A 19,730-nucleotide genomic window follows, 5' to 3' on the forward strand; every position below is an offset into this window, starting at 1 on the left:
CAGGATGTGTTAACTGGCGCTTTTCTAACGAGTTAGCAGTAAAACTTAACTTTCTTCCACGTGTATCCGCCCTTTGGTAGACTTGAAAACTGAAATAGCCAGAAGAAACGACGCAAATTCAAGCAGCTGAGAGGGTAGATTCTGTGGAAAATACACTTGGGTTAGAGATTATTGAAGTAGTAGAGCAAGCTGCGATCGCATCCGCAAAGTGGATGGGTAAAGGCGAAAAAAACATCGCTGACCAGGTAGCTGTGGAAGCTATGCGGGAACGGATGAATAAAATCTATATGCGGGGTCGCATTGTGATCGGGGAAGGCGAACGCGACGACGCGCCGATGCTATATATCGGGGAAGAAGTTGGTATCTGTACCCAAGCAAATGCCAGTAGTTTATGTAACCCTGATGAATTAATCGAAATTGATATCGCTGTTGACCCCTGCGAAGGTACAAACTTGGTAGCTTATGGACAACCTGGTTCGATGGCTGTCTTGGCAATTTCTGAGAAGGGTGGATTGTTTGCTGCTCCTGATTTTTACATGAAGAAGTTAGCAGCACCTCCCGCAGCTAAGGGCAAGGTAGATATCAACAAGTCAGCAACGGAAAACCTCAAGATTCTCTCTGAGTGTCTAGACCGCTCGATTGAAGAACTTGTAATCATAGTCATGAAGCGCGAACGCCATAATGATTTAATTAAAGAAATCCGTGAGGCTGGAGCGAGAGTCGCCCTAATTTCAGATGGTGATGTGGGTGCAGCCATCAGCTGTGGTTTTGCTGGAACTAATATCCACGCGCTGATGGGTATCGGTGCAGCTCCTGAAGGTGTCATATCGGCAGCAGCAATGCGTGCTTTGGGTGGACACTTCCAAGGTCAACTGATCTACGATCCAGAAATAGTAAAAACAGGTCTGATTGGAGAAAGCAAGCAAGCCAACATCGATCGCTTAACGTCTATGAATATCAATGACCCTGATAAGGTCTATGATGCTCATGAACTGGCATCTGGTAAAACTGTTTTGTTCGCTGCTTGTGGCATTACCAGTGGTAATCTGATGCAAGGTGTACGTTTCTTCAAGGACGGAGCAAGAACTCAAAGCTTGGTAATTTCCAACCAGTCGAAAACTGCTCGATTTGTTGATACAATTCATATGTTGAATGAACCAAAGACTCTCCAACTGAACTAATTTTTAGGGAATGGGGAATGGTAAAAGTAGGGGCGAAGCATTTGGAAGGAAATCTTTCTACAAAACTGAAAAATAGCCACTCAAATGCTTCATTCTTACAGTAGTTAGTAGTTAGTAGTTAGTGATTAATTGTTGGTTGGAAAAACTATCAATCAATAAACAAAAATTCCCCATTCCCTCTTCTCACTCAATATCTTATTTTCAACTACCAACTAGTAACTACGATTTAGCAAATGAATATAGCAGTGGTGGGGTTAAGCCATAAGACAGCCCCAGTAGAAGTCCGAGAAAAACTGAGCATTCCAGAACCACAAATTGAAAGTGCGATCGCTCAACTGGCCAGCTATCCCCATATTGATGAAGTTGCAATTCTTAGCACTTGTAACCGCCTAGAAATCTATATTGTTACCAGTGAAACAGACCAAGGTATTCGGGAAGTTACCCAGTTTCTTGCTGAATACAGCAAGTTACCTGGACAGTCTTTGCGACAACACTTGTTTATGTTGCTTCATGATGATGCCGTGATGCACGTTATGCGGGTAGCAGGTGGTTTAGATAGTCTGGTACTTGGAGAAGGTCAAATTTTGGCTCAGGTGAAGACTACTCACAAACTGGGACAGCAATATAGTGGTATAAAAACCATTTTGAATCGATTATTTAAACAAGCGCTGACAGCTGGTAAGCGGGTTCGGACTGAAACTAGTATTGGTACTGGCGCTGTCTCTATCAGTTCGGCCGCTGTAGAATTAGCACAGATAAAAGTGGCAAATTTAGCAGCTTGCCGAGTGGTAATTTTGGGTGCTGGTAAAATGTCGCGGCTGCTGGTGCAACATTTACTTTCTAAGGGTGCTGTGCAAATTAGTATTGTAAATCGCTCCCGCGATCGCGCCCAAGAATTAGCCAAGCAGTTCCCTCAACAACCGATCCAAATTCATCCACTATCGGAAATGATGGCAGTGATTGCCGATAGTGATTTGGTGTTTACAAGTACTTCGGCAACAGAGCCAATACTTGACCGTGCCAAGTTAGAAATAGTTTTAGAAGTTCAGCGCTCTTTGATGTTATTTGATATTTCTGTGCCGCGTAATGTTCATGCGGATGTCAATGAATTGGAAAATGTGCAGGCGTTTAATGTGGATGATTTGAAGGCTGTAGTGGCGCAAAACTACGAAAGCCGTCGCAAGATTGCACAGGAAGCGGAGCGACTTTTAGAAGAAGAAGTAGAAGCCTTTGATATTTGGTGGCGCAGTCTGGAAACTGTTACCACTATTAGCTGTTTGCGAAATAAAGTCGAAACCATCCGCGAACAAGAGTTAGAAAAAGCTTTGTCGAGATTGGGTTCGGAATTCGCCGACAAACATCAAGAAGTGATTGAAGCATTAACGCGGGGAATTGTCAATAAAATTTTACATGACCCGATGGTGCAATTGCGATCGCAGCAAGATGTAGAAGCCAGACGGCGCTGTATGCAAACTCTGCAAATGCTGTTCAACCTCGATGCAGAGGAACAGTTTAGTTAAATTAAACAACAAGTAAGATCCCCGACTTCGTAAAAGTTGTCGGGGATCTGAGCTTTTAAATTAGATATACTTCTAATTAGATAGATATCTAATTAGAAGTTAGTTATGCAACCAGAGCAATTTAACATTTTACTGCGCTTTTTCAAGGCATTAGCGGATGATAGCCGATTGAAGATTGTAGGTATCCTGGCGAATCAGGAGTGCAGCGTCGAAGAATTGGCGGTGTTACTGCAACTGAAGGAACCGACGGTATCCCATCATTTAGCGAAACTTAAAGAGCTAAATTTGGTAACAATGCGTCCTGAAGGTAATAGCCGTCTATATAAATTGGATAGCGAGGCTTTGCAAAGCATTAGTAAGGAAATTTTCACACCTGAGAAAATAGCATCTTTGATTGGAGATGTGGATACCGAGGCTTGGGAAAGCAAAGTGTTGAAAAACTATTTCGAGGGCGAATCCCTTAAAGAAATCCCCGCTAGTCGCAAAAAACGTTTAGTAATTCTTAAATGGTTGGTAAACCAGTTTGAAGTGGGAGTCAACTACCCTGAACGTCTGGTAAATGACATTCTCAAACGCTACCATCTTGACTGCGCCACCTTGCGAAGAGAGTTGATTGCTTGCCAGTTAATGCAGCGCGAAAATGGGGTTTATTGGCGTACAACATAGGTATGAAAGATGTTTCACAACAGTTGTTCTGGGTTAATTCCCCGTTCTTGTAGTCGTGTCAATAAATCTTGATATCGTTGGCGTTCTTGTTCCAGTTGTTGGAGAGCTACTTCTTTAGCTTGACGTTCTTGTTCAGCGCGTTGACGTTCTTGTGTACGTACTTGGTCAAGCTCAACGGGTGTAAGAAATTTATATCCATCAAGGCGATATATTTCTAGAGTTTGTGGGGCTAGCTCAAAACGGATTCCCAAACGCGGACTTATCCACCCATGAATCTGGTTAATTTCTTGCAACCAATCTTCTGAGCGCATAAATCCTGTTAATTCATTTCGGTCTGGGTCGTAAATGTAATATTCTTCAACTCCATAGCGTTGATAAAACAGGAGTTTTTTTGCCATTTCTTTAGTTGTATTACCAGGAGATAAGATTTCAAACACCACCTGTGGCGGAATGTTATCTTCTTCAAATTGCTTGTAAGAACCCCTATCTACCTTGGGTCTACCAAACACTACCAGAGTATCAGGTGCTTGTTTGATGTTAGGGTTGTCTGCAACTGGATACCAAAATAAATCTCCGGCGATGAATACATCTGATTGGGATGCAAATAAAATTTCTAAATTTTCTTTAATAGTTACTATCCAGCGAAACTGCTTGGTATTATCCGCCATTGGTTGTCCGTCGCTTTCGGGGTAGATGACCTCAGATGCGGTATTAGCAGTGATTACCATAATGCTACGCCTTCACTCTTCGATATTCTCATAGTTTAGGACAGTTCAGATAAAACTTGTAGCCGACTAACTTCAGATAGTATTTTAAAATGGTAATATAATCCACAAATTTTATCCGCACAATAACCGCACAATTATAGGTTGTATTTTTATGCAGTTAGAACACTAAATTTGTGTTTCTTCCTCGGTAAAGATCGGAGGCCATAATTCAGTAACGGGCAATTCCCAACCGGGAAAAAGTTCTGGTATGGTTAAAATTTCGCCATTTTCTAAAACTGTCGGTTCGCCTGTAGAGCGATAAATTGTAACTGTCTCTTCATCAGGATCAATTAGAATACCGACGATCGCTCCTAGTTCTATAAATTTCAGAATTTTGGCTGCTATAAGTTTAATTTTATCGCTCTGAGATTTAATTTCTACCACCAAGTCAGGGACAAGTTCGCCAAAGTAACGAGGACTTTGGAGAAGTCGGGAAGCGCGAACAAAGGAAACATCAGGTGCTTTGAGGTTTGTATCTGGCATGATGAAACCGCCTGCGGAATCAAATACTCTTCCCCAGCGACGAGGATTTACCCAAGCAAAGAGAAAGGCGATGAGACGACTACTGATTTCACTGGATACAATATCTGACGGTCCCATGATTGAAATTTTCCCATTTTCGAGTTCCAGCTGGTAATCTAAACCTGCTTCGGTAAAAGCGGTTTGAACTTGCTCTAAATCTCTGACTGTCATCATTGACATAAAAAGCTTTTTCCACTGAGATATACAACTCGATTTTAACAAGAGCCAAATTTCCGAAGATTTGACACCGTGTGCGACTTTCTCTCAAACCTATTTAAAGGTAATATAGCAATCCTATCTGAGTTGTGAAAATTACTTTTTAATCGAACCACAGAGGCGCAGAGAACACAGAGAGAAGAATCAACAGAAACTTTCACAAATGATTTAGGACTGCTATATCTATTACCCAATATATGGTCAATCAGAACTTTAAACCACAGTATTGTTTTCCCAGATACGCTTCTAAAACTTTGGGATTAGTTTGAATCTCTGCGGGTGTACCGTCAGCCAAATTTTGCCCTTTGGCAAGTACCCAAATGTGATCGCACAAGGACATAATCACATCCATATTGTGTTCAAGCCACTTTTAAAGACTTACCTAATGTTTGTGGATCTGGTAAAGGCTGACCATCTTCTAAATAAGATTCGATTAACATTTCCAATACTTCCTGAGCATTTTTCAAAGCCTCCTCATAAGTGTCTCCATGAGTACAAGGCTGCATAACATCCGGGAAATCAGGTAATGAAACTATATAACATTCATCTTCATTTGACCACTGAATTAATATTGTATATTTCATGCTTCTGGTTCCTTCTTTTCCTCTGCTTCTATCTTATAGCGGTTCTCGGTTGAGTGAGGTACAAGAACCCCACCCCGCTCTTCGAGAGGGGGCTATGATGTACCTCATCTGATTAATAAACGCTATATTTAATTCTTCTAGTGCTTCATTAACCTGGTTTTCTAAATATAGTTTAGCGTCACTACCATCTTTACCAGCAATGATCATAGCTTTAGATAATTTTGGATGTATCCATTTGCTATGACTTCCCTTTGCCGGTTTATAGGTAAACCCCGATCGCAGTAATAAACTTTTCAGTTCTCTAATTTTCTTGGGCATATACTAATTTGCCTTTTACCCAAGATTATTTGGGCATTTAACATGAGTATGAGTTTATTTGCCCAAATAAGCTTCTAAAACTTTGGGATTAGTTTGAATTTCTGCGGGTGTACCGTCAGCCAAATTTTGCCCTTCGGCAAGTACCCAAACGCGATCGCACAAGGACATAATTACATCCATGTTGTGTTCGATAATCAAAAAGGTCATGCCATCTTGACGGTTCCAAGTGATAATGCGATCGCAAATATCATCAATCAACCTCGGATTCACCCCGGCGGCTGGTTCATCCAACAAAATTAACTTGGGATTAGTCATCAACGCCCGTCCCATTTCTAGCAGCTTACGTTGTCCACCAGACAAGCTACCAGCATAATCGGATGCTTTTTTTGCCAAACCCACTGATTCTAATAGGAACATTGCTCGTTCTACGAGTTGCTTTTCTTCCTTAGCGACAACGTGCGGTTGCAACTGCACCTGCCAAAAATTTTCACCCGTTTGTTTTTGCGCTGCCAACAGCATATTTTCTAACACCGACAACCGCGAAAGGGTGCGTGCAACCTGAAAAGTGCGTATTACTCCCTGCTGGGCGATTTGATATGGTTGCAAGTTGTGAATCGGTTCACCGTCAAAAATCACTCGTCCCTTATCTGGGCGAATGAAGTTGGAGAGTAAGTTAAATAAAGTGGTTTTACCAGCACCATTTGGGCCAATCAAGCCCGTAATGCTGCCTTTAGCAACTTCGATTTTCGCCTCATTAACTGCTTTGACACCACCAAAGCTTTTAGAAAGTCCAGTGGCTACTAAAAGGGGAAGTGGCGATGACTGGTTATTTACCAAGGGTGAGTTCCTCCTTTTTACCTAAGATACCTTGAGGTCGCCAAATCATCAGCATCATTAAAATTAGTCCGATTACCATGATGCGAAATGCACCCAAACGGTCTTGATCGAGGGGAACGATTCTGGGTAAGATTTCCCGCGTCAGGGCATCGTAAGCAAAGAAAATTACCGCACCTAAGATTGTGCCAACATTATTCCCAGAACCGCCTAAAATCACCATAATCCAAGTGTCAAAGGTGATCTGCGGTTGGAAATTATCAGGGTAAATGGCGCTGAGTTGCCAAGCGAAGAAAGCACCAGCAATACCCGCGATCGCACCCCCAAGCATGAGAGATTGTAATTTATACCAAAAAACATTTTTTCCCAGCGCCTTGGGAATTTCTTCATCTTCGCGGATGGCTTTGAGAATTCTACCCCAAGGCGATCGCACCAAAATTTCTAACCGCCAGTATACAAATGCTAAAACCAGCAGCAAGACTAGCATTAAACCCGCTTTTGGGTTGTAATTATACAGTCCAATCACCCCGGAAATATAAATCGCTACTGCCAAAACTCCTAACACAATTCCCACACCCAAACGAGAGGCGAATTCTTGCTTGCTAGTCATTCTTTGGCCTAAATCAGTAGTCCGAGATATTTGGGTGGTGCGAATCCATCGCCACAATGTAAAAAAAGTTACGGCAGCTAGTAGCGTTAACAACCCAATCATCACAAATTTGACAAACAAATTCGGCTCTGTGGATAGGGGTATGGGATAACTTTGCACACCAAACGCTCCAGAAACCCAGGTGTCACCCACAGGTAATTCCTGGTTATTCACCACCAAACGAATTAATTCTCCTGTACCTATAGTGACAATCGACAAATAATCTTCCCGCAAGCGTAGAGTTGCAAAACCAATTACCAAACCTAACAAGGCGGCGACAATTGCCCCAGCTATTGCTGATATGAGTAAAGGCACGCCCTTTAAGCTTAACAATACCGTTGTGTATGCTCCCAGAGTCATGAAAGCAATATGACCAAAGTTAATTAGCCCAGTAAAGCCCCACTGCAAATTGAGTCCTAATGCGAATAGAGCAAAAAGCGCTGTAGAAATTGCTAAGAAAATGAGATAGTCAACCATGTTAGGGAATGGGGAGTGGGGAGTTAGGAGTTTTGCTCCCCCAACGCTAGTAGGGAAGGGGGCTGGGGGGTTAGGTTTTTGATTCCTGAATCGATGCTCTAAGTAATAAAGTTTAGCGTAGCTAATTTTTTGGGAATACTATTTATTGTTGGTGTTTGCTTGTAAGGAATAATTGACGTATGAATTTGCTGCGACTGAGAATGCATCACTTAATCGAGCAGTTAGCCGATGAGGATTTGCAAAGCATTTGGGACGTTCTCGAAGCTTTACATTGTGACTTTTATATGCTCAAAGCAATACAACAAGTTAAGCGATCGCAGCAACCGTGGGATATCTTAACCCATGAAGAAGCGGTACGACTGTTGATGTTTTTCTAATTCAGCAGCGCTTTCTTTTCTAGTGCCAGTGGCCCCTCAAGTTTTGGTTAAGGTAACGCCTAGTGAGTCTGGAAATGCGCTATGCCAGGTCTTTTTTGCTAGACCTGAAGAATTTAGAACCTGCCGCCTACGAGCGGGTGTATGATTTTGTCTTTATTGAGTTAGCCCAAAAGTGGCAACTGACTGATTTAAAAGAACTGCGACAGCTTGATAGCGAAGGCATTTTTCACCGCTTTACCCTCGATAATTATCTAATTGGTATAGAAATCAGGGGTGAAATCGTGAAATTTCTACGTGTCATCCCTATGCCAGATGTTTAAGGAGAGAGTTAAGGGAACACTGAAAACTGTAAACTGTATAAGGCTAGGCAGGGATCGCTATAACCTTACATTAAACTGGTTTTGAAAAACACTTTATTTGAGATTTCCCTATGGATGCTAGGGCACTTTGGCAACGATACCAAAACTGGTTATATTTCCACGAGGGATTGGGACTGTACTTAGACGTGAGTCGGATACGGTTCGATGATGCCTTTGTGGAGTCGTTGCAGCCGAAGTTTGACAAGGCGTTTGCGGATATGGCTCAACTAGAGAAGGGTGCGATCGCAAATCCTGATGAGAACCGCATGGTTGGACACTATTGGCTGCGAAATCCTGATTTAGCGCCAACTCCAGAAGTTACACAAGAAATAGTCCAAACCCTAGAACAAATCGAAGCCTTTGCGGAAAAAGTCCAAACAGGTGCTATTCACCCTCCCAGAGCCAGCCGCTTTACAGATATTATCTCCATTGGCATTGGTGGTTCCGCCCTCGGCCCCCAATTTGTCGCGGAAGCTCTCGCTCCTGATTTCCCGCCTCTGAAAATTCACTTTATCGATAACAACGATCCCGCAGGTATTGATCGCGTGATCAATCATCTCCGAAATAGCCTCGCCAGCACTCTGGTATTGGTGATCTCCAAATCTGGGGGAACACCGGAACCTCGAAATGGCATGATTGAAGTTAAAAAAGCCTACGCCGGCCACAATTTGGAATTTGCTCAGTATGCAGTAGCTATTACCAGCGTTGATAGCAACCTGGATAAACTGGCCAAAGACGAAGGTTGGCTAGCCAGATTTCCTATGTATGACTGGGTAGGGGGACGTACCTCAGAAATGTCTGCTGTGGGGCTAGTACCAGCCGCATTACAGGGGATAGATGTTCGCGCCATCCTAGATGGCGCAAAAGAAATGGATGACGCTACCCGCGTCTGTGATGTGAAAAACAACCCAGCAGCCTTACTCGCTTTGTCTTGGTACTTTGCTGGCAATGGAAAGGGCGAAAAAGATATGGTTGTCCTACCTTACAAGGACAGCTTATTTTTATTCAGTCGCTATTTACAACAGCTAGTCATGGAATCCTTGGGCAAGGAAAAAGACTTAGACGGTAAAGTTGTCCATCAAGGCATCGCCGTTTATGGCAACAAAGGCTCAACAGATCAACACGCTTACGTGCAGCAGTTACGCGAGGGTGTAGCGAATTTCTTTGCTACCTTCATCGAAGTGTTGGAAGATCGTCAGGGGCCATCCACTGAAATAGATCCGGGAGTTACATCAGGCGATTATCTTTCCGGTTTTCTCCAAGGAACCCGACAAGCGCTTTATGAAAATCACCGCGATTCCATTACAGTCACCATTCCCCAAGTTAATCCCCGAACTGTAGGGGCATTAATTGCTTTGTATGAACGCGCTGTTGGTTTATACGCTAGCTTGGTTAATGTCAACGCCTACCATCAACCAGGGGTAGAAGCTGGTAAAAAAGCTGCCGCCTCCATTCTCGATTTGCAAACACGAGTGGTAGCAGTGCTACAAAAAGAAAAAACTCCCATTTCTCTTGAGGAACTTGCCGAAAAAGCAGGCGCATCAGAGCAAGTAGAAGCAATTTACAAGATTTTGCGTCATCTCCATGCCAATCAGCGAGGTGTGTTTTTGCAAGGCGATCTTCAGAAACCAGGTAGTTTGACGGTTTCTGCTAGCTGATAGCTCTAGTCTAAATATCACATTTTGTCAATAATTGTTGTCTCAGCAACAATTTTCTTGTGAAGCATCCTAGATAGAAGATATATCTTCCGTCTAGGATGCTTCACCATATAATTCGCAATTCCAATTTATCGTAATTTAAAGGGTTTAAGACCCATTTCAGTCGGGGTTTAAATCCCCGTCTGAAATGTCTTTAATTTTGAATTTTGTTAGCGCAGCGTTAGCGAGTCCGCGTTCGCTTTTAGCGTCTCGTAGAGAGCGTCATTTTGAATTTTGAATTGTTAAATAGCGGTTCTCGAACGGATGCAATACAAATGAGAAGCGCTATAATTTAACGTTATTGTGGATGGATATTACTTAATATGGCATATAGTGATTTTACTTTAGAGAAAGTCAAGCAAAAATTTCAAATAAATACTATTGAGAAAACTGATGTTTTTGCTAATACGCCTGATATAGAATGCAGTGAATTATTAAAAGAAATTCTTCAATATAATTCACCTATAGCTATTGCCAGTAATAGTGAAAAAGCTCGCTCTGAGATGATTATTTCTCCGATTCTACTAGAATTGAGACGACAATTAAATGACCAGATAAATTTGTTCTCTGGTGTGGAATTTAATGTTGATACGGCACAAGGTTTAAATGGAATCTGTGATTTTCTAATTACCCGTTCTCCAGAAAGACTAATTATCACTGCACCAGTTATTATGATTGTGGAAGCTAAAAAAGAAAATATTCCTGCTGGTTTAGGACAATGTGTAGCCGAAATGTTAGCAGCAAGAATATTTAACGAACGAGCAAGTAATGAAAATTTGGTAATTTACGGAACTGTTACAACAGGAAGTATTTGGCAATTTTTAAAATTAGAAGGGCAATTTATCCAGATAGACTTAAGTGAATATTATCTTAAAGATGTCAATAAAATTTTAGGAATCTTAGCTAGTGCTGTACACTGAAAAGTTATATTATAACCCACCTTCGGCACCCTAACTGTCACACATCAACAAAAAGCTGACAAAGTAGTATACAAGAACTAAATTCAATTCAAAAGTCACTAGGCTTAATGATCATAAATAGTATTAAGCCTAGTGGCTGGTCAGTAGGGGCACTAACTCTTGATTCCTGATTCTGCTGTAATTACGAATTACTAATTACTAATTGCCATGAGGTGTTGACTAAAGTAACTCTTGGGTAAGAAACAGCGATCAAGTAAAAAAGGATTGTTGTTATTTTCACATAAGAAAGTACCCGGCTGATCCCGATGACAGAATGGTGGTACAATTCCCCAGTCTTCCGCCAGCCAAATCCAGTATCCTGTTTCAATTCTGCCATAGCTTGATACCGTGATAATCTCTCCAACGCTGTTGTTAATAGATACTAATTCTGAAGATGATTTGATTTCAATTAACAGCCAAGCTAACTCTTCTACAGAAAAGTAATAGCCATTTTCGGCAGCGATATTGACGAAATGCTGCGGATCTTTAGTTATTAACAAGTCTTCTTTGAGAGATGGCGTTTTTTGTGCAAAATCAAAAAGATCCCAAATCTGTCTTCTCGTAACTAGAAACCAGGCAAGTTCTTCTGCGGTCAAATTGTAACCGTTGTCTGTTGCTAACTTGAGAAATGGCTCCAGGCTATCGGTTTCTGCTAGTTGACTTTTTAACTGGAAAGTTTGCTCTACTAGTGACAAAAAATCAATAATCTTTTGCCATGTAACTTTGTCAAAGTTTTTGTTAACTTTTATTTTTTCTTTCCAATAAATGTATTTATCTTCTTTAAGAAAGAAATTCCAAATTTGATAATACATGGGTCATTTAGCCGAAGTTTTAAACTTGGTAGATGTTTTTGATTAATCAACACCAGTGTAGTGAGTATAATCTGTTTCTTCGACAGTACTAAATCTCTTATCTCATGTAAATGGAATTACACAGTGGCTAAGTATGAATTTTCTGTAAAGTTTATCACAACAAATAACAGTCACTGAGGAAAATACGAAGGATTGCGATACCTGGGGCAGGCTGCGCCTACACTCGTTATTGCCTCTCATAAAATAAAATTAAGTCAATAGATAGTATTAATTATTCATGAATTAACCAAAATACAAATAATCTCACGCCCAAACACCAAAACACAACTCTGCGTCTGTGCGCCTCTGCGTGAGATTTCTTAAATTCTTACCCTTGAATCGCCCAACTTACTTTAACCATCGCGCCGCATCTTTAGCATGATAAGTCAAAATCAAATCTGCGCCAGCGCGTTTAAATCCAGTTAAAGTTTCCATAACTACCCGCTCTTCATCAATCCAACCATTGAGAGCCGCGGCTTTCACCATCGCATACTCACCAGAAACATTGTAAGCCGCAACTGGTAAATTACTCGCTTCCTTCACCCGCCAGATAATGTCCATGTATGCCAAGGCTGGCTTAACCATGAGCATATCAGCACCTTCTGCAATATCCAATTCAATCTCTTTAATCGCTTCGCGGGCGTTACCTGGGTCCATTTGGTAAGTTCTTCTGTCCCCAAATTGCGGTGTCGAGTCTGCCGCATCCCGAAATGGGCCATAATAACCCGAAGCATACTTCGCAGCATAAGACAGAATCGGCGTGTCTTGAAATCCTGCTTCATCCAAACCTACCCGAATTGCCTGCACAAACCCATCCATCATTCCCGAAGGTGCGATGATATCAGCACCAGCTTTCGCTTGAGAAACTGCTGTTTTCTTCAACAATTCCAGAGTTGGGTCATTTAAAACTCGTCCTGTTAAATCACCAACTTGCAGATAACCACAATGACCGTGGCTAGTATATTCACACAAACAAGTATCAGCAATTACAATCAAATCTGGTACTGCTGCTTTTACCGCCGTCGCTGCTTTTTGGACGATACCGCAATCATGCCAAGCGCCAGTGGCATCCACATCTTTATCAGCCGGAATCCCAAATAGAATAATCGCAGGAATTCCTAAGTCATAAACTTCTTTTGCTTCTTCAACAATTTTATCTACCGAAAGTTGGTAGACACCGGGCATGGATTTCACCTCATTAGCGATTCCCTCACCTGGTACAGCAAATAATGGGTAAATTAAATCGCTTGTTGTTAAAACAGTTTCACGAACCATCCGGCGCAGTTGGGGATGAGTACGCAGACGACGGGGGCGATGTGTAGGAAACATAAAATTTTATGAAGAAAAACAACGCAAATGGACACAAAATAAAGCGTCACAGGAGCAGGCTAAAATTTTCCTGCCGCCGGACAGACTACAAACAGTGCTTAACTGTCCTTTGCCCTACTCTTAATCAAGTTGTGGGGCAATTTTGTATTCTACATCTTGGTTGCAACTATCCGACGGACTGGAAAAAAAACAACATACGAAGCAATTCAAAATTCAAAATGACGCTCTCTAGGAGACGCTAAAAGCGTAGCTTGCTTCCCTGTAAGGGTACGCGGACTCGCTAACAAAATTCAAAATGGTAAGACTGTCTGTTGGCAAAAATTGTGGCAATTGGGTGTGTGCAAATTCAAGGCACAACAGCTTAATAAAAAATAACTGACAATTACCAATGCCCCATGCCCCATGCCCACTTGCCCTAAGCGGAGCCGTACCACTTCGTGGAAGCAAGCTACGCGTAGCGTCTCGTAGAGAAGGGATGCCCAATGCCCAATGATAATTTGTGTTAAAAAACCCGGAAAATATAGGGATAACGGAAGGGTATATCAGGATTGCTGAAAACTCCGATGAGTGCCCAAATTGTTAATCCCCAGTGCAATAGATATCCCAGACCGGCTAGTGGCCCCAGTAATAATAGAGGTAACACTAACCAACCGAATATAAAAAATAGCGCTCCGAGAATTCCTCCATAAAGCCAGACGTTAAAGTGGAAATTGATGGATTCTCTGGCATTTTCTTTAACAACAGGATCATCAGATACAAGCAGTATGACAATCGGTACACTTACAGATACCAATGTCGTGCTGAAAAAAATCGCTCCATGCGACAAGGCAGATAGAAGCTTTCGCTTGTCTGTGTCGTACATTACTTTCTCCTATTTAGTCAGATTGTTGGTTATATCACGACCCGATCACGAGCATCGTTGTCTTAAGATTAAAAGACTTACCAGAGTCAAAAAAAATTAAGTTAGCTCACAAACAAATACACTTATGTCAACTGAACTTCAGTCTGAACTTATTCAAGCAGTTGAACTTCGCCGCAACTTTGCGATTATATCTCACCCCGATGCGGGTAAAACGACACTAACAGAAAAACTACTCCTGTACGGAGGTGCAATTCACGAAGCTGGGGCGGTTAAGGCGCGACGGGCACAGCGCAAGGCTACCTCTGACTGGATGGCAATGGAGCAACAACGGGGTATTTCCATTACCTCCACGGTGTTGCAATTTGAATACCGGAATTGTCAAATCAATTTATTAGACACTCCCGGACACCAAGATTTCAGTGAAGATACTTACCGCACCCTTGCCGCCGCCGATAACGCTGTAATGCTGATTGATGCGGCAAAAGGTTTGGAACCTCAAACCCGCAAATTGTTTGAAGTGTGTAAGTTGCGGGGTATCCCGATTTTTACATTTATCAACAAGCTCGATCGCCCAGGAAGGGAACCTCTGGAACTGTTGGATGAAATTGAGCAAGAATTGGGATTGCAAACCTATGCGGTAAACTGGCCAATTGGTATGGGCGATCGCTTCAAAGGTGTTTTTGACCGCCACAAGCAACAAATTCACCTGTTTGAACGCAGCGCCCACGGCAGCCGAGAAGCCCGTGATACCATAGTCGAATTAGGCGATCCGAAAATAGAAGAGCAGCTAGAACAAAGTCTGTACTACCAACTGAAAAATGATCTGGAACTGTTAGAAGGAGTTGGACCAGAGCTAGATTTACAGTTGGTACACGAAGGCAAAATGACGCCTGTGTTCTTTGGTAGCGCCATGACTAACTTTGGGGTAGAGTTATTCCTCAAATACTTCCTCGACTATGCCCTCAAACCCGGTTCTCATCTCAGCAGTGTTGGCGAAGTTGCCCCTACATACCCAGAATTTTCGGGGTTTGTCTTCAAACTGCAAGCGAACATGGACCCGAAACACCGCGATCGCGTCGCATTTATCCGGGTCTGCACTGGTAAGTTTGAAAAAGATATGATGGTGAATCACGCTCGCATTGGTAAACTTATCCGTCTGTCTCGCCCGCAAAAACTCTTTGCTCAAGAGCGAGAATCGATTGATGTGGCTTATCCTGGCGATGTGATCGGTTTGAATAATCCTGGTGTTTTTGCGATCGGAGATACAATTTACACGGGACAAAAGCTCGAATATGAAGGGATTCCGTATTTTTCGCCAGAACTGTTTGCATCTTTGAGGAATCCGAACCCCTCGAAGTCTAAACAATTCCAAAAAGGCGTTGCGGAATTGCGCGAAGAAGGGGCTGTGCAAATTATGTATTCAACTGATGAAGCCAAGCGCGATCCAATTTTGGCGGCGGTGGGTCAGTTGCAATTCGAGGTGGTACAGTTTCGGTTACAAAACGAGTATGGTGTAGAAACCATATTAGAGTTATTGCCCTACAGTGTCGCCCGTTGGGTTGAGGGTGGTTGGGAAGCATTAGAAAAAGTGGGACGGATATTCAATACCACTACAGTTAAAGATAGTATGGCACGCCCAGTGTTACTATTCCGCAATGAATGGAATTGTCAACAGTTATTGGGCGACCATCCAGAGTTAAAATTAAGCGCGATCGCTCCAGTATTTTCTAGTCAACAACCAGTGGAGGAATAATTCACTCCGAATTTTGGTTGACAAGCAAAACTTGGGCACGGTTGAGTTCCACGGCATCCGAGGTTCGCGCTTTTGCCCAAACGTGGATCACTTAGAAGAGATTGGAGTGCCAGAATTTGTATGCCTTCACACGCCAAATCGTCTTTGGAGGCTGGTTTAGTTGCCCTCAAGCAGGGAAATTACCAAACAGCGATCGCTCAACTAGAACCTATTGCTAGCAGCCAAAGCAGTGGTACTGCTAGCTTACAAGCCCAGGTTGGCTTAGTCATGGCTTATGCTCGCACTGGCGAAGTTTCTAAAGCGATCGCTATTTCCCAGAATCTCATTGAGAGTAACAATCCCCAAGTTCAAGAGTGGGCAACACGCGCTCTCGAACACCTGACAAAACGTAAAAAACCCGATCAAGAATCAAAAAATGTCGAAACTGGATTTGTTGCCTTTGATAATTCAACCCCCGATGCAAACCTAGATCCTCCCCCGGTAACTCCGACATTAGAGGAAAAGCCAAATGATCAAGTAATAGAAACCAAAAGCGACGACACCCCACCAATGGTGCCACTAACTAGACTCAAAGCTACCGTCGCTACACCACTACCACCACCTGCGCCTCTAAGTGGCTTTATGGGTTCTGTTACTCGCACCCAAGCCAAATTATTCGGCGTTATTTATTGGCGACAAGCACAACGCGCCAGAGCATGGCAACCACTACGTAAACCGAAATTAATACCTTTACGGCTACTATCAGCAGGAACATTCATTGCCTTATTTTGGGTGATGCGAGAAATCCTCAAGTTAGCAATGGGATTGATCAACCAGACTTTAGTTAAACTACCTTATGTGGGTCCGTTGCAGGTTTTATACAACGATCCTACTAAACTTTTGCTAATAGTGTTGGTGATTTTGATCGGAGTATCACCTTGGTTGCTGGATCTGCTACTGGCAAACTTGTATGGTCAGCGAGAATTTTCCAAGGATGTATTGAATACTCATAGCCGCGAAGCTGTTCGGGTGCTACAACGTTGTTGCCAACAACGGCACTGGCCATTACCCAAACTACGGATTTTACCAATGGCTGCACCAATTATCCTGACTTATGGTAGTTTACCACGTAATGCCAGGATTGTTGTGAGTCAAGGGCTGTTAGAGCAACTAGCAGATGATGAAATCGCCACTATTTATGCCACGCAGCTAGGGCATATTGCTCACTGGGATTTTGCTGTGATGTCTTTGTTGCTGCTGGTGACACTACCAACTCATCAACTATATCAGCAAGTGTCGAAGTGGGGAGACAAAATATCAACGAAAATTTGGCGCTGGCCGGTGACAATTCTGGCTAGTCTAATTTATGGAGTTTGGTGTTTGCTGACTGGAACTGCATTGTGGTTGTCACAGTTGCGGCTTTATTATAGCGATCGCGTCGCCTCTGAAATTACTGGTAATCCCAATGCCCTAATTCGTGCCTTACTCAAAATTGCCATTGGCATTGCAGCTGATATCCAAAAAGAAGAACACACCAGTTGGCAACTGGAAAGCTTAAACCTATTGACACCAGTCAGCCACCAACAGAGTTTATCTTTAGGCACTATTGCCAGCAATCTATCTTTTGAATCCTTTTTGAAGTGGGATACTGCCAATCCCTATGGCCGATGGTTTACGATTAATAATAGTCATCCTTTAATGGGCGATCGCATCGAACGCCTTTGCCAAATAGCCCGTCACTGGCATCTAGACACCGAACTACATTTGGCTAGCGAACCATCAAAGGTTAAGCGTCAGTCTTTCTTATTGCAAATCGCTCCTTGGTTGGGAATTCCTCTAGGCGTTCTGCTTGCAGCTTTGGTCTGGATAACCTGGCAACTAGCATTTGCACTCAAGTTTTTAAATCTCAAGTGGATATATGATGATTCCTCTTTCATTACAGGCTGCCTTCTGATTGGCTTTAGCATCGGTACAGTGATGCGGATTAACTCTTTCTTCCCCGATATTAAACCTGCCACCGTGCAAACTGACGACAGCTTACCCAACCTGTTATCAGATCCTTCTGCCTTACCCATTGACAGCATCAGCGTGCGTCTTGTAGGCAAACTATTAGGTCGTCAAGGCACCAGCAACTCCCTAGCCCAAGATTTAATCCTCCAATCGAGCGCAGGCTTGGTGAAATTACACCACATTTCTTGGTTAGGACAGTCAGGCAATCATCAGGAGCTAATCGGGCGGGAAATTATCGTCACAGGTTGGTTTCGGCGAGGAGCAACACCTTGGATCGATATCCAAACCCTGGAAACTCAAAGTGGTAAAACCATTCACAGCCCTCATCCCATTTGGTCTTTTGTTTTGGCACTTGCAGCACTTACTTGGGGCGCATACGTTTTTCTCACTGGTTCATTAGTTATTGGTCATTAGGCACTTGTACTGAGCGAAGTCGTTGGCGCAGCCTAAGAAGAGAAGTATTAGGCATTGGGCATTGGATAAATTGGGATGTAAACAAAAGTTGCAGGTTTTATTAACAAGTGTTACATTTATTCACACAAACCAGAGCAACCGATGTAACTCAGCACCACAGCTTAGTTAAAAATTTGGATGCTTTTTCCCCTGCACCATACCTTTTATCCTCCCAACACAGCAGTAAATTAACCAGCCACTGGCTGGTTTTTGTTTCCAAATATGCTCTCTTGCAGAAAAAAAGGTGTTTTATGTTACGATGAAATAATGCTAACGTCGGAAAATTATGCGCTAAACTAGCTACGTAGAAAATACCGTGGTAATGTAAGGAATGGTATTTGATTCTGCAAAAAAGGGCATAGAAGAAAGCGTGTACTTTAGCAGGCAATAGGCTATTAAATTTACAATTCTTAGAATTAAGGTGTTATTAGCTCACCATATTGTGAGCCTTTGGATTAAACAAGCTTGATCCCGACGAAAAACTGTATTGTTGTATAAGTTGACAGTTTCGAGCAAAAAAATTGGTTAATGGCAGTCTTAGTCAATAGCATCTATTTAAAAGCCAAAGCTAAATGATTCTTTTCTCGCCTTGCCATGTTCATTCAACTCTGGAGGTATAGTTCATGTCCATTCGCCTATATATAGGTAATTTGCCTAAAGATGAAATAGATCGTCAAGATCTGCAAGCAGTTTTTGCAGCAGAAGGTGATGCTGTAACTACTAAATTAATTAAAGACCGCAAAACTGGCAAATGCCGTGGTTTCGGTTTTCTTACAGTCAACAACGACGAACAAGCTGACGAAATCATTGAAAAATATAATGGTCAGATGTTCAAAGATACTCCCATTAAGCTAGAGAAGGCATTACCTCGGACAAAGGGTGAAGAGGGCGAGGAGCAAGCTCCTAAACCAGTGACTCTTGCTAGTAATAGTACCCCCACTCCTATGCCTAACAGAGAAGGCAGCCGTCGTGAGAAAAGCTCTAAGAAACAGCCTCGTCGTGGCGGCAGTGGTGGCGGAGGTTCTCGTGAAAGCAGCACCACAACCACAGATTCAGACGCTATTCGTCCAGATCCTCGTTGGGCTTCGGAATTAGAAAAGCTGAAGCAGATGCTAGCTGCACAAACTACGAATTAATCCCTAAGGGAAAGAAGTTAAAAATTAAAAATCAGAATTTTTTTTGATTTTTAACGTATCGCGGAAGTCCCCACCCTTAATGTACTCATAGGGTGGGGATAGGGAGCGGACGGCGACGATTCCAACTCCGACCAATATCAATCGTTAGATTGATTAGGGAGCGGGTTGGATAAGGAGTCGTCAATCTTGTGGCTAGGCAATTTGTCAATGTAATCTTCAATCATTTGAGTC

19 protein-coding genes and 1 pseudogene are annotated in these 19,730 nt (G+C 42.6%); 10 read left to right on the forward strand and 10 right to left on the reverse strand.

All coding sequences use genetic code 11. The annotated features are described in order from the left end of the window. The first annotated feature begins 143 nt into the window (after positions 1 to 143). The 3 genes from glpX to V7K97_RS17215 all read left to right on the forward strand — a co-directional run bounded on the left by glpX (position 144) and on the right by V7K97_RS17215 (position 3,367). The gene (gene glpX / locus V7K97_RS17205; protein ID WP_334802231.1) at positions 144 to 1,181 is read left to right on the forward strand and encodes a class II fructose-bisphosphatase; all 1,038 of its coding nucleotides are present in this window, start codon (positions 144 to 146) and stop codon (positions 1,179 to 1,181) included. Positions 1,182 to 1,414: 233 nt separating this feature from the next. Next, positions 1,415 to 2,701, forward strand: a complete 1,287-nt coding sequence (locus tag V7K97_RS17210; protein ID WP_334802232.1) for a glutamyl-tRNA reductase — start codon at positions 1,415 to 1,417, stop codon at positions 2,699 to 2,701. A 105-nt stretch (positions 2,702 to 2,806) separates the two neighbouring features. After that, a complete protein-coding gene (locus V7K97_RS17215) occupies positions 2,807 to 3,367 on the forward strand; it encodes a DUF2087 domain-containing protein (RefSeq protein WP_334802233.1) in 561 nt (186 codons plus the stop codon). Between the two features lie 14 nt (positions 3,368 to 3,381). On the opposite strand, the gene V7K97_RS17220 is transcribed toward V7K97_RS17215, so the two are convergent. The 7 genes and pseudogenes from V7K97_RS17220 to V7K97_RS17250 form a co-directional block, all read right to left on the reverse strand. Beyond that, on the reverse strand, positions 3,382 to 4,095 hold the full coding sequence (locus V7K97_RS17220) for a Uma2 family endonuclease (protein WP_334802234.1): 714 nt from the start codon (positions 4,093 to 4,095) through the stop codon (positions 3,382 to 3,384). A 165-nt stretch (positions 4,096 to 4,260) separates the two neighbouring features. Next, entirely contained in the window at positions 4,261 to 4,836 is a 576-nt protein-coding gene (locus V7K97_RS17225) for a Uma2 family endonuclease (RefSeq protein WP_334802235.1), read from the reverse strand. Positions 4,837 to 5,077: 241 nt separating this feature from the next. Continuing rightward, positions 5,078 to 5,236, reverse strand: a pseudogene (locus tag V7K97_RS17230) (hypothetical protein); the annotation flags it as partial. Beyond that, positions 5,232 to 5,456, reverse strand: coding sequence for a type II toxin-antitoxin system HicB family antitoxin (locus tag V7K97_RS17235; protein WP_334802236.1), 225 nt, complete (start codon positions 5,454 to 5,456; stop codon positions 5,232 to 5,234). The gene V7K97_RS17235 and the pseudogene V7K97_RS17230, both read right to left, overlap by 5 nt. 33 nt (positions 5,457 to 5,489) lie before the next feature. Further along, positions 5,490 to 5,774, reverse strand: a complete 285-nt coding sequence (locus V7K97_RS17240) for a type II toxin-antitoxin system HicA family toxin (RefSeq protein WP_334802237.1) — start codon at positions 5,772 to 5,774, stop codon at positions 5,490 to 5,492. Positions 5,775 to 5,828: 54 nt separating this feature from the next. Next, the gene (locus V7K97_RS17245) at positions 5,829 to 6,611 is read right to left on the reverse strand and encodes an ABC transporter ATP-binding protein (RefSeq protein ID WP_334802238.1); all 783 of its coding nucleotides are present in this window, start codon (positions 6,609 to 6,611) and stop codon (positions 5,829 to 5,831) included. Continuing rightward, positions 6,601 to 7,734 carry a branched-chain amino acid ABC transporter permease gene (locus V7K97_RS17250; RefSeq protein ID WP_334802239.1) on the reverse strand — a complete coding sequence of 378 codons (1,134 nt, stop codon included), beginning with the start codon at positions 7,732 to 7,734 and terminating at the stop codon, positions 6,601 to 6,603. Before V7K97_RS17250 ends, V7K97_RS17245 begins: the two co-directional genes overlap by 11 nt. A 179-nt stretch (positions 7,735 to 7,913) precedes the next feature. Here V7K97_RS17250 and V7K97_RS17255 point away from each other — a divergent pair, with 179 nt between their 5' ends. The 4 genes from V7K97_RS17255 (at position 7,914) to V7K97_RS17270 (ending at position 11,087) form a co-directional block, all read left to right on the forward strand. Continuing rightward, a complete protein-coding gene (locus V7K97_RS17255) occupies positions 7,914 to 8,111 on the forward strand; it encodes a hypothetical protein (protein ID WP_292722524.1) in 198 nt (65 codons plus the stop codon). Between the two features lie 62 nt (positions 8,112 to 8,173). Then, positions 8,174 to 8,431, forward strand: a complete 258-nt coding sequence (locus tag V7K97_RS17260; RefSeq protein WP_334802240.1) for a cytotoxic translational repressor of toxin-antitoxin stability system — start codon at positions 8,174 to 8,176, stop codon at positions 8,429 to 8,431. Positions 8,432 to 8,541: 110 nt separating this feature from the next. After that, the gene (locus V7K97_RS17265) at positions 8,542 to 10,128 is read left to right on the forward strand and encodes a glucose-6-phosphate isomerase (protein WP_334802241.1); all 1,587 of its coding nucleotides are present in this window, start codon (positions 8,542 to 8,544) and stop codon (positions 10,126 to 10,128) included. Positions 10,129 to 10,490: 362 nt separating this feature from the next. Next, positions 10,491 to 11,087, forward strand: a complete 597-nt coding sequence (locus V7K97_RS17270; RefSeq protein WP_334802242.1) for a hypothetical protein — start codon at positions 10,491 to 10,493, stop codon at positions 11,085 to 11,087. 191 nt (positions 11,088 to 11,278) lie between these two features. On the opposite strand, the gene V7K97_RS17275 is transcribed toward V7K97_RS17270, so the two are convergent. From V7K97_RS17275 to V7K97_RS17285, 3 genes are all read right to left on the reverse strand, one after another. Continuing rightward, positions 11,279 to 11,938: a Nif11-like leader peptide family natural product precursor gene (locus tag V7K97_RS17275; RefSeq protein WP_334802243.1), complete on the reverse strand. Its 660-nt coding sequence runs from the start codon at positions 11,936 to 11,938 to the stop codon at positions 11,279 to 11,281. A gap of 387 nt (positions 11,939 to 12,325) precedes the next feature. Beyond that, a complete protein-coding gene (gene hemB / locus V7K97_RS17280; protein ID WP_334802244.1) occupies positions 12,326 to 13,306 on the reverse strand; it encodes a porphobilinogen synthase in 981 nt (326 codons plus the stop codon). Between the two features lie 502 nt (positions 13,307 to 13,808). After that, the gene (locus V7K97_RS17285) at positions 13,809 to 14,168 is read right to left on the reverse strand and encodes a DUF4870 domain-containing protein (RefSeq protein ID WP_334802245.1); all 360 of its coding nucleotides are present in this window, start codon (positions 14,166 to 14,168) and stop codon (positions 13,809 to 13,811) included. Positions 14,169 to 14,292: 124 nt separating this feature from the next. On the opposite strand from V7K97_RS17285, the gene prfC reads away from it, so the two are divergent. From prfC to V7K97_RS17300, 3 genes are all read left to right on the forward strand, one after another. Continuing rightward, complete coding sequence (gene prfC, locus V7K97_RS17290) at positions 14,293 to 15,921, forward strand: peptide chain release factor 3 (protein WP_334802246.1); 1,629 nt, start codon at positions 14,293 to 14,295, stop codon at positions 15,919 to 15,921. A 120-nt stretch (positions 15,922 to 16,041) separates the two neighbouring features. Beyond that, entirely contained in the window at positions 16,042 to 18,324 is a 2,283-nt protein-coding gene (locus V7K97_RS17295; RefSeq protein ID WP_334802247.1) for a M48 family metalloprotease, read from the forward strand. A 662-nt stretch (positions 18,325 to 18,986) separates the two neighbouring features. Continuing rightward, positions 18,987 to 19,499: an RNA recognition motif domain-containing protein gene (locus V7K97_RS17300; protein WP_334802248.1), complete on the forward strand. Its 513-nt coding sequence runs from the start codon at positions 18,987 to 18,989 to the stop codon at positions 19,497 to 19,499. Positions 19,500 to 19,730 lie beyond the last annotated feature (231 nt).

The sequence above is a fragment of the Nostoc sp. genome (genome assembly GCF_036917815.1).
Lineage (GTDB): Bacteria > Cyanobacteriota > Cyanobacteriia > Cyanobacteriales > Nostocaceae > Nostoc.

What these genes read in the sequence shown, in the direction of transcription:
- V7K97_RS17210 (WP_334802232.1), top strand. Translation starts at nt 1,415, where the DNA reads ATGAATATAGCAGTGGTGGGGTTAAGCCATAAGACAGCCCCAGTAGAA.
- V7K97_RS17215 (WP_334802233.1), top strand. Translation starts at nt 2,807, where the DNA reads ATGCAACCAGAGCAATTTAACATTTTACTGCGCTTTTTCAAGGCATTA.
- V7K97_RS17220 (WP_334802234.1), bottom strand. Translation starts at nt 4,095, where the DNA reads ATGGTAATCACTGCTAATACCGCATCTGAGGTCATCTACCCCGAAAGC.
- V7K97_RS17225 (WP_334802235.1), bottom strand. Translation starts at nt 4,836, where the DNA reads ATGTCAATGATGACAGTCAGAGATTTAGAGCAAGTTCAAACCGCTTTT.
- V7K97_RS17235 (WP_334802236.1), bottom strand. Translation starts at nt 5,456, where the DNA reads ATGAAATATACAATATTAATTCAGTGGTCAAATGAAGATGAATGTTAT.
- V7K97_RS17240 (WP_334802237.1), bottom strand. Translation starts at nt 5,774, where the DNA reads ATGCCCAAGAAAATTAGAGAACTGAAAAGTTTATTACTGCGATCGGGG.
- V7K97_RS17250 (WP_334802239.1), bottom strand. Translation starts at nt 7,734, where the DNA reads ATGGTTGACTATCTCATTTTCTTAGCAATTTCTACAGCGCTTTTTGCT.
- V7K97_RS17255 (WP_292722524.1), top strand. Translation starts at nt 7,914, where the DNA reads ATGAATTTGCTGCGACTGAGAATGCATCACTTAATCGAGCAGTTAGCC.
- V7K97_RS17265 (WP_334802241.1), top strand. Translation starts at nt 8,542, where the DNA reads ATGGATGCTAGGGCACTTTGGCAACGATACCAAAACTGGTTATATTTC.
- V7K97_RS17270 (WP_334802242.1), top strand. Translation starts at nt 10,491, where the DNA reads ATGGCATATAGTGATTTTACTTTAGAGAAAGTCAAGCAAAAATTTCAA.
- V7K97_RS17275 (WP_334802243.1), bottom strand. Translation starts at nt 11,938, where the DNA reads ATGTATTATCAAATTTGGAATTTCTTTCTTAAAGAAGATAAATACATT.
- hemB (WP_334802244.1), bottom strand. Translation starts at nt 13,306, where the DNA reads ATGTTTCCTACACATCGCCCCCGTCGTCTGCGTACTCATCCCCAACTG.
- V7K97_RS17285 (WP_334802245.1), bottom strand. Translation starts at nt 14,168, where the DNA reads ATGTACGACACAGACAAGCGAAAGCTTCTATCTGCCTTGTCGCATGGA.
- prfC (WP_334802246.1), top strand. Translation starts at nt 14,293, where the DNA reads ATGTCAACTGAACTTCAGTCTGAACTTATTCAAGCAGTTGAACTTCGC.
- V7K97_RS17295 (WP_334802247.1), top strand. Translation starts at nt 16,042, where the DNA reads ATGCCTTCACACGCCAAATCGTCTTTGGAGGCTGGTTTAGTTGCCCTC.
- V7K97_RS17300 (WP_334802248.1), top strand. Translation starts at nt 18,987, where the DNA reads ATGTCCATTCGCCTATATATAGGTAATTTGCCTAAAGATGAAATAGAT.